Annotated in this window: 13 protein-coding genes; 6 read left to right on the top strand and 7 right to left on the bottom strand. The window is 58.9% G+C overall.

Annotation, left to right across the window (positions count from 1 at the left end):
• The first annotated feature begins 9 nt into the window (after positions 1-9).
• The 3 genes from hpnD to U5K34_RS11895 are packed head-to-tail and all read left to right on the top strand — an operon-like array spanning position 10 to position 2,983.
• The gene (gene hpnD, locus U5K34_RS11905; protein ID WP_322568617.1) at positions 10-888 is read left to right on the top strand and encodes a presqualene diphosphate synthase HpnD; all 879 of its coding nucleotides are present in this window, start codon (positions 10-12) and stop codon (positions 886-888) included.
• On the top strand, positions 885-2,204 hold the full coding sequence (gene hpnE, locus U5K34_RS11900) for a hydroxysqualene dehydroxylase HpnE (protein ID WP_322568616.1): 1,320 nt from the start codon (positions 885-887) through the stop codon (positions 2,202-2,204). The genes hpnD and hpnE overlap by 4 nt, the downstream gene beginning before the upstream one ends.
• A gap of 17 nt (positions 2,205-2,221) precedes the next feature.
• A complete protein-coding gene (locus U5K34_RS11895; RefSeq protein ID WP_322568615.1) occupies positions 2,222-2,983 on the top strand; it encodes a YciK family oxidoreductase in 762 nt (253 codons plus the stop codon).
• Positions 2,984-3,414: 431 nt separating this feature from the next.
• Here the strand turns inward: U5K34_RS11895 and U5K34_RS11890 are convergent, their stop codons facing one another.
• On the bottom strand, positions 3,415-4,461 hold the full coding sequence (locus tag U5K34_RS11890; protein ID WP_322568614.1) for a thioredoxin family protein: 1,047 nt from the start codon (positions 4,459-4,461) through the stop codon (positions 3,415-3,417).
• Between the two features lie 222 nt (positions 4,462-4,683).
• Here U5K34_RS11890 and U5K34_RS11885 point away from each other — a divergent pair, with 222 nt between their 5' ends.
• Positions 4,684-5,625 carry a GGDEF domain-containing protein gene (locus tag U5K34_RS11885; protein ID WP_322568613.1) on the top strand — a complete coding sequence of 314 codons (942 nt, stop codon included), beginning with the start codon at positions 4,684-4,686 and terminating at the stop codon, positions 5,623-5,625.
• 94 nt (positions 5,626-5,719) lie between these two features.
• Complete coding sequence (locus U5K34_RS11880) at positions 5,720-6,148, top strand: hypothetical protein (RefSeq protein ID WP_322568612.1); 429 nt, start codon at positions 5,720-5,722, stop codon at positions 6,146-6,148.
• A gap of 295 nt (positions 6,149-6,443) precedes the next feature.
• On the opposite strand, the gene rluB is transcribed toward U5K34_RS11880, so the two are convergent.
• The 6 genes from rluB to U5K34_RS11850 form a co-directional block, all read right to left on the bottom strand.
• Positions 6,444-7,280, bottom strand: coding sequence for a 23S rRNA pseudouridine(2605) synthase RluB (gene rluB, locus U5K34_RS11875; protein WP_322568611.1), 837 nt, complete (start codon positions 7,278-7,280; stop codon positions 6,444-6,446).
• A gap of 6 nt (positions 7,281-7,286) precedes the next feature.
• The gene (scpB, locus tag U5K34_RS11870) at positions 7,287-8,129 is read right to left on the bottom strand and encodes an SMC-Scp complex subunit ScpB (protein WP_322568610.1); all 843 of its coding nucleotides are present in this window, start codon (positions 8,127-8,129) and stop codon (positions 7,287-7,289) included.
• Positions 8,130-8,157: 28 nt separating this feature from the next.
• Complete coding sequence (locus tag U5K34_RS11865; protein ID WP_322568609.1) at positions 8,158-9,000, bottom strand: ScpA family protein; 843 nt, start codon at positions 8,998-9,000, stop codon at positions 8,158-8,160.
• Positions 9,001-9,003: 3 nt separating this feature from the next.
• Positions 9,004-10,221, bottom strand: a complete 1,218-nt coding sequence (locus U5K34_RS11860) for a tryptophan--tRNA ligase (RefSeq protein WP_322568608.1) — start codon at positions 10,219-10,221, stop codon at positions 9,004-9,006.
• A 174-nt stretch (positions 10,222-10,395) separates the two neighbouring features.
• Positions 10,396-11,025 carry an L-threonylcarbamoyladenylate synthase gene (locus U5K34_RS11855; RefSeq protein WP_322568607.1) on the bottom strand — a complete coding sequence of 210 codons (630 nt, stop codon included), beginning with the start codon at positions 11,023-11,025 and terminating at the stop codon, positions 10,396-10,398.
• Positions 11,022-11,882: a PHP domain-containing protein gene (locus U5K34_RS11850; RefSeq protein WP_322568606.1), complete on the bottom strand. Its 861-nt coding sequence runs from the start codon at positions 11,880-11,882 to the stop codon at positions 11,022-11,024. Before U5K34_RS11850 ends, U5K34_RS11855 begins: the two co-directional genes overlap by 4 nt.
• 192 nt (positions 11,883-12,074) lie before the next feature.
• Between U5K34_RS11850 and U5K34_RS11845 the strand changes: the two genes are divergently transcribed.
• On the top strand, positions 12,075-12,836 hold the full coding sequence (locus tag U5K34_RS11845) for a hypothetical protein (RefSeq protein WP_322568605.1): 762 nt from the start codon (positions 12,075-12,077) through the stop codon (positions 12,834-12,836).
• Positions 12,837-12,866: the final 30 nt, after the last annotated feature.

Raw genomic sequence — 12,866 nt, 5'->3', positions numbered from 1 at the left:
GGCCGCATCATGACCCCCGATCAATATTGTCAGGACAAGGCCGCTTCCAGCGGTTCCAGTTTCTATTACAGCTTCCTGTTTCTCCCCCGCCACCGGCGCCGGGCGATTACCGCCCTGTATGCCTTCTGCCGGGAAGTCGACGACGTGGTGGACGATAACAGGACACCGGAAGTGAGCCGGGTCAAGCTGCAATGGTGGAAGGATGAAATCGATCGTCTGTTCGACGCTCAGCCACAACATCCCGTGACCCAGGCCTTGCAGTCGGCGATCACGGGGTTTGATCTGCCTCGCGAATATTTTATCGAGATCATCGATGGCATGGAAATGGATCTCGAACAACACCGTTATGCCACGTTCAAGGAACTGTCGCTGTACTGTTATCGGGTCGCCAGTGTGGTCGGGTTATTATCGGCGGAAATTTTCGGTTACCGGGATCGCCATACGCTCAAATACGCCCGGGATCTGGGCCTGGCGTTTCAGCTGACCAATATCCTGCGTGATGTCGGCGAAGACGCCCGCCGCGGGCGCATCTATCTGCCTCAAGAGGATCTGCAGCGCTTCGGTGTACGGGAAACGGATCTGTTACAGGGCCAGGAATCCGCCGGATTTTATCAACTGATGGCCTTCGAGGCACAACGGGCCCGCGAGTTTTACCAACGCGCCCATGCCCATTTACCCGACACCGATCGGCGTGCCCAGCGTGCCGGCCTGATTATGAGCCGCATTTATGAGCGCCTGCTCGATGAGCTGGAAAAAGACGGCTTTCATGTCCTGACCCGGCGTATCAATCTGACCGCGCTGGCCAAGTTGTGGCTGGCCGGGACCACCGTCTGGCACGAACGGCGCCGATGGCGACGCGCCCCACCGGACAGGGAACAGTCCCGATGAAACAGGCCCCGGTGGTGATCGTCGGCGGCGGCTGGGCCGGCCTGGCGGCTGCGGCGGACCTGGCCGCTCGCGGCCATCAACCCCTGCTGCTGGAAGCCGCCAAGCAACCCGGCGGCCGGGCACGCAAGATCGCGTTCGCCGGCCAGGCTGTGGACAACGGACAACACCTTTTTATCGGCGCCTATCATCATACCCTGCGCCTGCTCAAACAGTTTGATCTGCCTGTTGACGAATTATTCGAGCGCCGGCAATTGCAGTTGACCCTGCAATACCCGCAGGGCCTAAAACTGTCCCTGCGCGCCCCTCGCCTGCCCGCTCCCTTGCACCTGTTGTGGGCCCTGCTTGGCGCGCAGGGACTGTCGGCCCGCAATCGCTGGCAGGCCCTGAAATTTGGCTGGCGCCTGTCGCGCTACAATGTGATGCCGCAAACCGATCAATCCGTTCTGGCCCTGTTGCAACAATGGCAGCAGCCACAGGACCTGATCGAAGCCTTCTGGACCCCGTTGTGCCTGGCGATTATGAATACCCCGATCGAGGAAAGTTCCGCCGAGTTATTTGTCAGGGTATTGCGCGATGCGTTTATGCACCAGCGGGCGGATTCGGATCTGCTGTATGCACGCCGCGATCTCGGCAACCTGTTCAGCGAGCCCGCCACGCAATACATCGAACGCCAGGGCGGCGAAGTGCGACTGGGACGGCGGGTCTTGCAGTTGCATATCGAACAACAACAAATCCAGGGCGTCGTTACCGGCGACGGCGAAATTCAGACCTCACAGGTGATCCTGGCGGTGCCGCCGCGTGCGGCTGCCGCCTTGTGTGAATCCCATCCCGAGTTGACCGGCTTACAGCAACAGTGTAATGCCTTCGAATACGAACCGATCTGCACGATTTACCTGCAATACCCCAGGCAGGTGCAATTACCGCAACCCATGCTTGGCCTGCTCGGCGGGCTGGGCCAATGGCTCTTCGATCGACGCCTGTATGGCCAGAATGGCTTGCTGGCGGTAGTAATCAGTACCCGGGGTAAACACATGCGCCTGACCAATGCCGAGTTGATCGCCCGCATCGCCGGAGAGTTACAAGGCCATTTCCCCGACTGGCCCGCGCATGAGCAGGCCATGGTGGTTCGGGAAAAACGGGCCACTTTTGCCAGTCGGGTTGGCATTAACCCGCAACGCCCAGACGCTCGCACCGCCATCGACGGCTTGTGGCTGGCCGGGGATTATACCCGAACCGATTATCCCGCCACGCTCGAAGGCGCAGTCAAAAGTGGGTTACAATGCGCCACCCTGGCCCACCGGGCACTTCATACCTGAAAACAAGACGGTTTTTCATGACAACATCACTCATTGATTATCAGCCTGCCGCGGATCTGTTGCAGGATCGAATCATTCTTGTCACCGGTGCCGGCGACGGTATCGGCGCCGCCCTGGCCACTTCACTCGCGGCCCACGGCGCGAGCGTGATTCTGCTGGGACGAACGGTTAAAAAACTGGAAAAAGTCTACGATGCGATCGTCGCCGCCGGCTATCCACAGCCGGCCATCGTGCCGCTGGATCTGGAAGGCGCCACGGCCGATCACTATCAGGAACTTGCCGACTCCCTGCAACAGGAGTTCGGTCGCCTGGACGGGCTGGTGCATAATGCCGCCTATCTTGGCGCGTTAATGCCGGTGGAACATTATGATCTGCAATTGTGGGCCCGGGTATTGCAAATCAATCTGACCGCGCCGTTCCTGCTGACCCGCGCCGTTTTACCGTTATTAAAACAGTCAAAAGCGGCGTCGGTAATTTTTACCTCCGCCAGCGAGATCCAGGGCGGGCGCGCCTACTGGGGCGCCTACAGCGTGAGCAAGGCCGGTGCCGATAACCTGATGCAGATCCTGGCCAGCGAACTGGAAACCAACACCCCCATCCGCATCAACAGCCTCATCCCCGGCCCGGTACAGAGCCAGACCCGTCGCACCGCCTTCCCCGGGGAAGATCCCAACCAGCACGCCACCATCGAGCGGATCCTGCCCGCCTATCTCTACCTGCTCGGCCCCGACAGCGAAAACGTCAACGGCCAGATCCTGCAGGCGCAAGGTACTAGCTGAGGGTGCTGTAAATAACGCAAAGGACGCAAAGACGCCAAGAACGCAGAGAAATATTTATTCAAAATAAAACTCTAGCATTACATTAATGCCAGGGTTTTGGTTTTAGAAGCACCAGGTTTTTATAATCGTAACTTTGCGTCCTTTGCGTTAATTCCCAGAGCATACAAAAATGAGATTATCCCCAGAGATCTACATGGACTTCCTGTTCTTCGAGTTCCATAGGTCAGGTTGCGCATAGCGCTACCTGACATTCATGCCTGTAAATAACGCAGAGAACGCAAAGAAAACGCGTGCTCAAATAAGAAACCCGGCTTCACAGTCATGCGAATACCGGGGTCCTTTAAACAATTCTACCAATTTTTATTTTGAACTCTGCGTCCTTGGCGTCTTTGCGTCCTTTGCGTTAATCCTCAGAGCCTCAAAACATGGAACTAATCCCAGAGATCCACATGCACGCCCTGTGCTTCGAGTTTGTCGGCCCGGGCGGAGATGTAGCGCTGGAAGTTGGGCTGTTCCTTGTAGGCGCCGGAGGCGACGTAGTCCATCACTGACTGGACGTGGAAAGCACGCAGATAGGCCTCGGCACGGAAGACCTCGTTACCGCTGTTATCGAAAAACACCAGCGTCGGGGCATATTTGATATTCAGTTCGCCGGCCAGTTTTTTGGCGGTGGTGCGCTTGCCGTCGGGACCGACGACTTTTTGATCGCTCCACATATCCAGGCGTACCACGTCAAAACGCTTCAGCTGTTCGCGGGTTGCCTCGCGCGGATAGATATCTCCGTGCAGCTCGTCGCAGGCCTTGCATTGCTTTTGTTCGAACATTAACAACAGGGGTTGTTCCCTGCTGGTCAGTTTTTCCAGGTTATACGGTGGTCCCATCAGGAAATCGGCCTGGTGCAATTTGCCGCTGGCTTTCTCGCCGCCCTGCTGTTTGTAATACTCACGAAAACTCAGCTGGTTTTCTTTTTTCTGGCTGACGTATTCCAGGGCCGCCATGAATTTGTTCGGTGCATAATAGCCGTTGATGCGCAGCACGACCTGGCCGTTTTCATTCATCATCAACAGCGTCGGGGTAAACATGACCTTCAGGTTCTCGGCGAACTTCTTTTCGGTCAGCATATTGCCATTCAGATCGGTCACTTCCCGGTCGCCCCACATATTGATGGCGATGACATCGAAGTTTTCCTGTGTCACATCGGCAATATTTTTCTGACCGAAGTTATCCTGCAGCAACTTGGCGCAATAGGGACAGCCATCCTGATAAAAATAGAGCATCAACCGCTTGTCCTGCTGCGCGGCTTCTTCGATATCCTCGCGAATATCCAGGAATGAGTTTTTGAACCAGGCCGGTTTCTCGTGATAGCCCGGGTTGTTCATTCCTTCATCCAGCCCCTCACCGTCGGCGGCCAGCGCGGGTTTGCCGGCCAGCAGCAACAGCGCCGCCGGGACAATTATCCAGAATTTCTTCAGCAGCATGTTCTCCCCCTTTTGAATCGCGATGCTGATTCGTTTTTTTAGACCGCACTGTTACCCAGCCGTTCCGGAAAAACAAGTCCGCAGGCGTCAGTGAATTGACGTCCTGACACGCCGCCCCATAAAGCAGTTGTAACTCTTTGTTTTTAATATATTTAAAAGCTTTTACATGACTGGCACACTTTTCGCATATTGAGTCCAGCAATGCATGTGAAGGGCGAAAACATGGCGATAAACAGTACAACAGGCAGCCAGGACACTTCCGTCACCGCCGGGAATCTCGGCCAGGACCAGCTTGGCATTGCGCCAACGGACCTGCAACAGACGCTGGAGCTGGCGGGTCTGCTGCAAACGACCCTGGAAATCAATCAGATACTCGGGCATTTTCTCGACAACGCACGCATTCGGGTCGATTTTGACAGCGCCCATTACAGTTATGACGCGCTGGGCATGGAATTCGAGCAGGGGAGCCGCAAGCGGCACAGTTGTTCCTACCGGCTAAAACTTGCCGGTGAATTCCTCGGCGAGCTGGTTTTCACCCGCCGCCAGCGGTTTGCCGAGGAGGAACTGCAGAAGATCGAAAATCTGCTCTGCCAGCTGATTTACCCTCTGCGCAACGGGATCTGGTATCAACGCGCCCTGCATGCGGCCCATTTCGATCAGTTGACCGGCGTACACAACCGGGCGGCCTTCGACTCCAGCCTGGTGCGCGAGGTCGATCTGGCCCATCGGAACCAGGTGCCCCTGTCCCTGGTGGTGACCGACCTGGATGACTTCAAGCTGATTAACGACGAGCACGGCCATGCCGTGGGCGATGACGTGCTGCGTATCTTTGCCGAAACCCTGATGCTGAACATGCGCAGCAGCGACATAGTCTATCGTTACGGCGGCGAGGAGTTTGTCATCCTGTTGAGCAACACCGACCGGACAGGTGCCGAACTCGTCGCCCAGCGCCTGCGTGAAGCGGTCAACCGGACCCTCTTCAGCTCTAAAGGGTTGAATATTCCGGTCACCGCCAGTTTCGGCGTTGCCAGCCTCGGCCGCCAGGATGACAGCAAGTCCCTGTTCGACAAGGCCGATCATGCCATGTACGAGGCGAAAAAAGCCGGTCGCAACCGGGTCGTCGCCTTCTTTGCAGAGCAGGCCAAACAGAGTGAAGTTAGCTGATCGCCGGAATTTGAACCCGGTCACACCCGCAGACTGTTGCCGAAAGGCAAACCGGCTATACTGGTAGCCAAACCCGGCCCCGGCAGCAACGCTAATGAATTATCTGCAACAACTGGAAAAAGTCCTCGACAGCCGCTTCAAGCTGGTCAGCATCGAAACCTACGATACCGACCGGGTCAGCGAACTGTTCACCCAGCTCAGCCGCTTCAGCAACAAGGCCTTTTACATGCACCTGCCGGATGAAGGCATGCATCGTTTGGGGGCCGCCCACATCACCCTGCCCCGCACCCGTACCCCGCTGGAAGTACTCGAGCATATCGACAATACTCCCCATTTCGGGATTTATATCCTGCGCGATTTCAACGCGGCACTGGAAGACAAGAAAGTCGTCGACAAACTCAAACAGATCGGCGCCGGTGAGCAACGCAAGGTAGTCATCCTGCTGAGCGAATACATAGAACTGCCCAAAGAAATCAAACCCTATACCCTGCGCTCCAAGCACCAGATCAAACAGGCGAGCTGACGCCCGCGCCTCGCGGGCGAGTTCCGAGGAACGAGTCACGAGTGCCGAGGAACATCAAACCCCGGTTAGATAGCTCGTAGGAGCGGCTCCGCCGCGATAGAACTTATCGTTACGTACAACCTGTCGCGCCACAGGCGCTCCAACGGTGCTTTATTTAATCTTTACCACTTTTCTCGTATATGGCGGAAAATAACGCGGAGGACGCAAAGAAAATCATTTCCGTTATAAGTAAAACTTTGCGTTCTCTGCGCCTTTGCGTTCTTTGCGTTTTCCCAGCGTGCAGGAAAAGTGGATTTTATCGTTTAGCCTGGCGGGATGTTTTTTTACGGGATTGTTTTTTGCGAACCGTTTTCTTCCGGGTTGTCTTTTTCGTTGAACGTGGCGATTCGGGCAGGGCTTCGTCCATGCCGACCATGGCCAGGACGTGGTTGATGTCTTTCTCACCGAGTTCGCGCCATTGGCCCTGCGGCAGGTTGCGGGGCAGGAACAGGTTGCCGAAGCGGGTTCGGATCAGGCGGTTGACCGTAACCCCGACGGCGTCGAACAGGCGTCGTACTTCGCGGTTGCGACCTTCGTGCAGCAGCACGTAATACCAGTGGTTCACACCCTGTCCGCCCCCGTCGACGATGTCGTCGAACCGTGCCGGGCCGTCATCCAGTTGCACACCCTCGCGCAGCTGTCGGTAATGGTCGTCGGAAAGCTCGCCCAGCACGCGCACGGCGTATTCCCGTTCGATTTCAGAGGAGGGATGCATCAGCCGGTTGGCCAGTTCGCCGTCGGTGGTAAACAGGATCAGGCCGGAGGAGTTGATATCCAGGCGGCCGACGATGATCCAGCGGCCGTTTTTGACCGGCGGCAATTTGGCGAACACCGTCGAGCGGCCTTCGGGATCGTCCCGGGTACAGATTTCACCTTCGGGCTTGTTGTAGGCGAGGATGCGGCGCGGGGCGAGGTCCAGCGTCCGGCGCACCGGCTTGCCGTTGAGCCGGATTTCATCCGTCAGTTCGACCTTGTCACCCAACCGGGCCGGCTTGCCGTTGATCTCGATGCGGCCCTGCTCGATCCAGGATTCGATCTCCCGGCGAGAGCCATAGCCCGCCTGGGCCAGGACTTTTTGTACGCGTTCAGCCATCGGGTGTCAGTGCTCGGCGCTCAGCACCCGGGTCGTGCGGCTCTCGTCATTGTCGGTTTCTTCGGGCTCATCACCGGCGTCGGACTCGCCCTGCGCTTCGACTTCAGCTTCGATTTCGACTTCAGTATCGGTTTCAACGTCATCGGCTTCATGACCGATGGTTTCGTCAGCGTCATGGCCGGCGGCTTCGTCGTCAGCGTCATTGATCGCTGCCACCTCATCCGGGTGTTCGGCTTCAAGCGGTTCATCCGGGGCGTTCTGCATTTGCGAGGCGTCTTCACCCTGCTGGCTTTCCCCCCAGTCCAGTTCGGCATTGATGGAATCGATATCGCGCAGTTCCGCCAGCGGCGGCAGATCCTGCAGGCTTTGCAGATTGAAGTAATCAAGAAATTCCCGGGTGGAGGCGTACAGCGCCGGTTTGCCCGGCACATCGCGATGGCCCACTACCTTGACCCATTCGCGTTCCTGCAGGGTTTTGATGATCTGAGTGCTGACACTGACGCCACGGATCTCCTCGATCTCGCCCCGGGTGATGGGCTGGCGATAGGCGATCAGCGCCAGGGTCTCAAGCACGGCGCGGGAATAGCGGGCCGGCTTTTCCTCCCACAGCTTCGAAACCCAGTTGGCGTAATCCTGTTTCACCTGAAAACGATAACCGGAACCCACCTGGCGCAATTCCAGGCTGTGATCGGCATAGTCTTCCTGCAACGCGGCAAGCGCCGCCTTGATCGCCTCAAGGTCAGGCGCATTGTCGTCGTTGAACACCTCCTGTAACTGGTTGAGGTTCACCGGATCGTCGGCGGCAAACAGCACGGATTCGATGATGCGTTTGAGTTCCTGTTCAGTCATGGATCATTTCGGCCCTGGTTGTCCCTGATTACTCGGGGTTGTTCTCGGCTTGTCTGGCTTTGACATGAATCGGTCCGTAGACCTCGGTCTGGACCATTTCGATCAGGTGTTGTTTGAGCAGCTCCAGAATCGCCAGCAGCGTCACGACCACGCCGCTGCGTCCCTCTTCGAGGCTAAACAGCGCGTTGAAATCGGTAAAGCTGTCGGACTTGACCGCCCCCAGCACCCGCGACATGCGCTCGCGCACCGACAACGGCTCCATCTGGATATGATGGTGTTCATACCTGGAGGCCCGGCGCATGACATCGGTAAACGCGGCCAGCACATCCTTGATATCCACTTCCGGCGGGGTACGCACCACCTTGAGATCGGGCGCCTTGACCTCGGCAGGAAATACATCGCGCCCGACCCGCGGCAACTCGTCGATATCCTCGGCGGCTTTTTTGAAGCGTTCGTATTCCTGCAGTCGACGCACCAGTTCGGCACGCGGATCGCCCTCTTCTTCTTCCTCGCTGACCGGCCGCGGCAGCAGCATGCGCGATTTGATCTCGGCCAGCATGGCCGCCATCACCAGATACTCGGCGGCCAGCTCCAGACGCAGTTCGCTCATCAGCTCCACGTACTCCATGTACTGGGCGGTGATGGTGGCGATCGGCAGATCGAGAATGTCCAGATTCTGGCGCTTGATCAGATACAGCAGCAGATCCAGCGGCCCGGCGAAGGTTTCCGCCAGGAACACTTCCAGCGCATCGGGGGGAATATAGAGATCCTTGGGCAGCACCGTCATCGGCGTGCCCTGCACCACGGCGAAGGGCATCTCCTGCTGCTCGGGCGTCTCCTGGCTGTCGTGGTGCTCGATGGTGTCGGTCATGAATCAGCGATACTCCAGGCCCATGGCCTGCCGGACTTCCTGCAGGGTCTGGCGCGCGGTATCCCGGGCCTTGTCGCAGCCTTCGGTGATAATCTTGCGCACCAGTCCCGTATCCTGTTGATATTCCATGGCGCGTTCGTGGATCGGTGCCAGCTCGGCCTTGACCGCCTCGATCACCGGCGCCTTGCATTCCAGGCAGCCGATGCCGGCGCTGGTGCAGCCCTGCTGCACCCAATCCCGCACCTCGTCCGGGGAGTATACCTGATGGAGTTTCCACACCGGGCATTTTTCTGGATCGCCGGGATCGGTGCGTCGCACCCGGGCCGGGTCGGTCGGCATGGTGCGCAGTTTTTTCTCGATCTCGGCGGGATCTTCGCGTAACGAGAGGGTATTGTGATAGGACTTGGACATTTTCTGCCCGTCCAGACCGGGCATCTTCGGCGCCGGCGTCAGCAGACTGTCGGGCTCGGGCAGGATAATCCGGCCGCCGCCTTCCAGATAACCGAACAGTCGCTCCTTGTCGCCCAGGGTGATGTTCTGTTGATCGTCGAGCAGCGCCTGGGCGGTGTGCAGCGCCTCATCATCGCCCTGCTCCTGAAAACGGCGTCGCAGCTCCTGGTAGAGCTTGGCGTTTTTCTTGCCCATTTTCTTGATCGCCGCCTCGACCTTTTCCTCGAAGCCCGGTTCGCGACCATATAAATAGTTAAAACGGCGCGCCACCTCGCGGGTCAGCTCCACGTGGGCCACCTGATCCTCGCCGACCGGGACCAGCCCGGCCTTGTACATCAGGATATCGGCGCTTTGCAGCAGGGGATACCCCAGAAAACCGTAGGTGGCCAGGTCCCGCTCCTTGAGTTTCTCCTGCTGATCCTTGAAGCTCGGCACCCGCTCCAGCCAGCCCAGCGGGGTGATCATCGACAGCAGCAGATGCAGCTCGGCATGCTCCGGCACCCGGGACTGGATGAACAGGGTGGCCGAGCCGGGATTGACGCCCACCGAGAGCCAGTCGATGACCATCTCCCAGACACTCTGCTCGATGATCTGCGGATCCTCGTAGTGGGTGGTCAGGGCATGCCAGTCGGCGACGAAGAAAAAGCACTCGTACTCGTGCTGCAGTTTGATCCAGTTTTTCAGCACCCCGTGGTAATGGCCCAGGTGCAGGGCGCCGGTCGGCCGCATGCCGGACAGCACACGTTGTTTCTGATTGGGCAAAGCAGTCAATTCAGGCTCCAGAATAGAAATCGCCGGCCATGCCCGGGGCACAGCCGTGCTGATAGTCGGCCGTCACCGGCCACGGGGATCATCATTATCATTGTTCTGTCGTACCGGGCACCCCCGCTGGACAGGCCGGGCATTATACCCTGTTGGCCCCTGTAGCGGGCAAATCGGGGTGATTCAGACGCTCTCGAACGGCGCCGGGTCCCCCTTGCCCTGGCGAATCACCCGGGGCAGCTCGTCGGTCATATCGACCACCGTGCTGGGGTCGAAGCCGCAATGACCGCCGTCGATGACCAGGTCCACCTGGTGTTCCAGCTGCTCGCGGATTTCCTCCGGGTCGGTCAGGGGCATCTCCTGACCGGGCAGGATCAGGGTGGAGCTCATGATCGGCTCACCCAGCTCGGCTACCAGCGCCTGGGCAATAGGGTTGTCGGGAATGCGAATCCCGATGGTGCGCCGCTTGGGATGCAGCAGGCGGCGTGGCACCTCGCTGGTGGCATTGAGAATAAAGGTGTACGGCCCCGGGGTATGGCTGTTGAGGATCCGGAACAGGGTATTGTTGGTCAGCTTGGCATAGGCACTGATCTGGGAGAGATCGGCGCAGACCAGGGTGAAGTTGTGCTTGTCATCGACCCGGCGAATCTGACGAATGCGCTCCATCGCCTTTTTATCTTCCAGATGGCAACCCAGCGCGTAGGCCGAGTCGGTGGGATAGACGATCACCCCGCCCTGGCGCAGCAACTCCACCGCCTGGCGAATCAGCCGCGGCTGGGGCGTTACCGGGTGGATCTGGAAAAACTGGCTCATGCCGCCACCTCGCTGCAGCGAGCCCAGGCGTCAGACTCCCAGACGGGACGACAACCGGCCGGCAACTCGGGCAGGCGGCCCAGATCCCGATAGGGATTTTCCGGACCGTGGTAGTCGGAACCGCTGGAGGCGGCCAGGCTCCAGGTCTGGCTCAACTGGCCGAAACGCAGCATATCATCACGGCTGTGGCTGCCCGAGACCACCTCCAGCGCGGCGCCGCCCAGTTCGCCAAATTCCCCCAGCAGCTGGCGCAGGCGCGTGGCGTTAAGCTTGTAGCGGGCCGGATGCGCGATCACCGCCAGTCCGCCCGATTGGCGAATCCAGCCCACGGCCTGCTCCAGGGTTGCCCACTCGCCAGGCACATGGCCCGGCTTGCCCTTGACCAGATAGCGTTTGAAGACCTGCTTCAGATCCCGCGCGTGGCCCTGTTCCACCAGGTAACGGGCAAAATGCGTGCGCCCCACCAGTTCCCCGTCGGCATAGCCGCAGGCACCGTCATAGGCCCCGGCGATACCGGCTTTGGCCAGCCGCCGGCCGATCTCCTCCGCCCGCCAGCGGCGAAAATCGAGTTGCCGGGCAATACCCCCCTGCATGGCGGGATGCCCGGGATCGATGTGCAGGCCCACAATATGCAGGGTCTGGTGCGCCCAGCTGACCGACAGCTCGATCCCGGGGATCAGCCTGAGGCCCTGTTCACGCGCCGCCACCCGGGCCGCTTCAAGGCCGGCGGTGGTATCGTGGTCGGTCAACGCCAGCTGGTCAATGTCCCGCCCGGCCGCCCGGGCGACCAGCTCGGCGGGACTCAGGGTGCCGTCGGAGGCGGTGGAATGGGTATGTAAATCGAATCGCTCTGTCATGGTTTCTGCATCGGGATCTGCTGGATGACCGGCCATCATCCGGTAATTTCCGGTTTTGTGCCAGTGTAACGTGTCCGACGGGGAAAACGGGACCCTCAATTTTGGCTCATGCCTGGCGTGGCTGAAGGCCTGCCCGTGCCTGTGTTAAAGTTTGGATATTCAATACCTGCCACAACGCGGTGAACAAAAGCCATGAGCATTGTCGAGATCGATCTCAACGCCCTCGCCGACGTGGTGGAGGAAGTCACCGCCGCGCTCGACCAGGCGTATCGCGACAGCCCGATCGAACACAGCGAACTGGACAAGCCGCAGGTCGTTGGCGAGAACCTCAAACAGTTTGCCCAAATGGTGCAGCATGTCGATGCCCAGTACCACGGCACCACTGACGGCAAATCCCGCGAGGCCCTGCCCGACAAGTTGCAGGATCTCAGCCAGCTGGGCGATTACGGTCTCTCCCGGCTGGCGGAGCTGAGTGAATGGGCCCGCCTGCTGGAACAGGACGAGTTACAGGTCACGCTGGATGAGTTATCGATCCCGATCGCCCTGTGGACCGCGCGTAACATCGGCAGCCTCCAGGAGCTGCGCAGCGTGGTGGATGCCCTGTCACGGATCGCCAACCAGACCCAGGATGAGGACTTCCTTGCCGAGTTAAGCGGCATTATGGATGAGATTGCCAATGCCGCCGCCCCGCAGGTCAAGGCCGACGAGGACAAGAGCCATGCCGGGCGTCCCTGGCGCATGCTCAACCTCAACCATGGTATCGTCGCCACCCGGACCCACGATCCCGCCATTATGGAATCGGTCTTCGAACAGATCCTGTTGCGCCTGCCCGAGGATGCCCCGACTTTTTTCCGCGAGGGCATGGAACAGGTAGCGGCAATCGATTATCCGGGTCATGTGCGGGAAGTCATGGAAAAATATTATCAAATGACCAATAATCCGACTCTGCATTGAGCCTGCTCATTCTCCTGACATTCAACGCTG

Source organism: Thiohalophilus sp., assembly GCF_034521165.1.
Taxonomy (GTDB): Bacteria; Pseudomonadota; Gammaproteobacteria; order UBA6429; family Thiohalophilaceae; genus Thiohalophilus.
The sequence above is the reverse complement of the archived record's forward strand: the minus strand, read 5'-3'. Positions and strand labels throughout refer to the sequence as shown.

What these genes read in the sequence shown, in the direction of transcription:
- hpnD (WP_322568617.1), top strand. Translation starts at nt 10, where the DNA reads ATGACCCCCGATCAATATTGTCAGGACAAGGCCGCTTCCAGCGGTTCC.
- hpnE (WP_322568616.1), top strand. Translation starts at nt 885, where the DNA reads ATGAAACAGGCCCCGGTGGTGATCGTCGGCGGCGGCTGGGCCGGCCTG.
- U5K34_RS11895 (WP_322568615.1), top strand. Translation starts at nt 2,222, where the DNA reads ATGACAACATCACTCATTGATTATCAGCCTGCCGCGGATCTGTTGCAG.
- U5K34_RS11890 (WP_322568614.1), bottom strand. Translation starts at nt 4,461, where the DNA reads ATGCTGCTGAAGAAATTCTGGATAATTGTCCCGGCGGCGCTGTTGCTG.
- U5K34_RS11885 (WP_322568613.1), top strand. Translation starts at nt 4,684, where the DNA reads ATGGCGATAAACAGTACAACAGGCAGCCAGGACACTTCCGTCACCGCC.
- U5K34_RS11880 (WP_322568612.1), top strand. Translation starts at nt 5,720, where the DNA reads ATGAATTATCTGCAACAACTGGAAAAAGTCCTCGACAGCCGCTTCAAG.
- rluB (WP_322568611.1), bottom strand. Translation starts at nt 7,280, where the DNA reads ATGGCTGAACGCGTACAAAAAGTCCTGGCCCAGGCGGGCTATGGCTCT.
- scpB (WP_322568610.1), bottom strand. Translation starts at nt 8,129, where the DNA reads ATGACTGAACAGGAACTCAAACGCATCATCGAATCCGTGCTGTTTGCC.
- U5K34_RS11865 (WP_322568609.1), bottom strand. Translation starts at nt 9,000, where the DNA reads ATGACCGACACCATCGAGCACCACGACAGCCAGGAGACGCCCGAGCAG.
- U5K34_RS11855 (WP_322568607.1), bottom strand. Translation starts at nt 11,025, where the DNA reads ATGAGCCAGTTTTTCCAGATCCACCCGGTAACGCCCCAGCCGCGGCTG.
- U5K34_RS11850 (WP_322568606.1), bottom strand. Translation starts at nt 11,882, where the DNA reads ATGACAGAGCGATTCGATTTACATACCCATTCCACCGCCTCCGACGGC.
- U5K34_RS11845 (WP_322568605.1), top strand. Translation starts at nt 12,075, where the DNA reads ATGAGCATTGTCGAGATCGATCTCAACGCCCTCGCCGACGTGGTGGAG.